Origin of the sequence: Candidatus Agathobaculum pullicola (genome assembly GCF_052117205.1) — a bacterium.
In the GTDB taxonomy this organism is placed as follows: Bacteria; Bacillota; Clostridia; order Oscillospirales; family Butyricicoccaceae; genus Agathobaculum; species Agathobaculum pullicola.
The window spans coordinates 1-1,644 of sequence record NZ_JBQKJP010000095.1 but is presented as its reverse complement, the minus strand read 5'-3'; the positions used below and the strand labels follow the sequence as shown (position 1 = coordinate 1,644).

Sequence of the window (1,644 nt, the reverse complement as noted above, 5' to 3'; positions counted from 1 at the left end):
ACCATGTGTATCGCCAGCTGCATCCCATCACCTCAGACTTTTTTCTTATTATAACATACCGCGAGGGCTGTTGCGAGACTTTGTCAACAGCGCCAAGTTGTCCCGAAGCTGCGGGGAGCGTGCCAACGCCGGAACACGCCGCAGGAATGGGGCAGGAAGCCTTTTCGGGGAGAACGGCAAAAGCGAAAAACGGAGGGACTACATGAAAAGTAACCCATATAAAAATTTACCGTCTTTGGAGCGTAAGCCGGACGGCACCCCCTACCGCATGACCCCGGCGCAAAGGAAACGGGCAAATTCCCTCATTCGCCGGGAGTGTTGCAACTGCGAGGGCGGCAACTGTATCGCCCTTGACGATGGGGACACCTGCGCCTGTCCTCAAATGATTTCTTATACAGTCTGCTGTAAATGGTTTCGGTGGGCGGTGCTTCCGCTGGATAAGGCATTGGAAGCGGAGATCTACTGCGGGGACAGGGTGAAGCGGTGCGCTGTCTGCGGGGCGGCTTTCATCCCACGCTCCAACCGGGCGAAATACTGTGAAGCCTGCGCCAGACGGGTACGCAGACAACAGAAGAACGCCAGCGACAGGAAACGCCGCTGGAACACGGACAAATAGGGGCTGGAAAAGCCCCATAAATCAAGGGCTTTTAGGTGCTGTTACGGGCGGGGCTGTATGTTTATATGCCCCGCCCTCAAAACAGCCCCCGAATTGTCCGCAGGAAGGAGGATTGATAGGTTTTGGCACAACACGCAATCTTGCGATTTGAAAAACACAAGGGCAATCCGGCAAAACCGCTGGAAGCCCATCACGAACGGCAAAAGGAACAGTACGCCAGCAATCCCGACATTGACACCAGCCGGAGCAAGTACAATTTCCACATTGTTAAGCCGGAGGGCAGGTACTACCATTTCATTAAAAGCCGCATTGAACAAGCCGGGTGCCGAACCCGCAAGGACAGCACCCGGTTTGTCGATACGCTGGTAACTGCCAGCCCGGAGTTTTTCAAGGGGAAATCCCCAAAGGAGATACAGGCGTTTTTCCAGAGGGCGGCGGACTTTCTCATTGGCCGGGTAGGCCGGGAAAATATCGTGTCGGCGGTGGTACACATGGACGAGAAAACGCCCCACCTGCATTTGACCTTTGTTCCGCTGACAAAGGACAACCGCCTGTGCGCAAAGGAGATTATAGGGAATAGAGCCAACCTCACAAAATGGCAGGACGATTTTCACGCCTATATGGTGGAGAAATATCCCGACTTGGAGCGTGGGGAAAGCGCCAGCAAGACAGGCCGGAAGCATATCCCCACCCGTCTGTTTAAGCAGGCGGTCAATCTCTCCAAACAGGCAAGAGCCATTGAAGCCGCCCTTGACGGCATTAACCCGCTGAACGCCGGGAAGAAAAAAGAGGAAGCCCTCTCCATGCTGAAAAAGTGGTTCCCGCAGATGGAGAATTTCTCCGGGCAGCTCAAAAAATACAAGGTCACGATAAACGACCTTTTGGCAGAAAATGAAAAACTGGAAGCAAGGGCAAAGGCCAGCGAAAAAAGCAAGATGAAAGATACGATGGAACGGGCAAAGCTGAAAAGCGAACTGGACGATTTACAACGGCTGGTTGACCGTATCCCGCCGGAAGTGCTGGCGGAG

The 1,644-nt window shown here is 53.9% G+C and carries 2 protein-coding genes; both read left to right on the top strand.

Going from position 1 to position 1,644, the window contains the following annotated elements; genetic code table 11:
- Window positions 1-202 precede the first annotated feature (202 nt).
- Entirely contained in the window at window positions 203-616 is a 414-nt protein-coding gene (locus tag ACTQ3V_RS15505; RefSeq protein ID WP_441465652.1) for a cysteine-rich VLP domain-containing protein, read from the top strand.
- A gap of 122 nt (window positions 617-738) precedes the next feature.
- A partial coding sequence (gene mobV, locus ACTQ3V_RS15500) for a MobV family relaxase (RefSeq protein ID WP_441468281.1) occupies window positions 739-1,644 on the top strand: 906 nt, incomplete at its 3' end.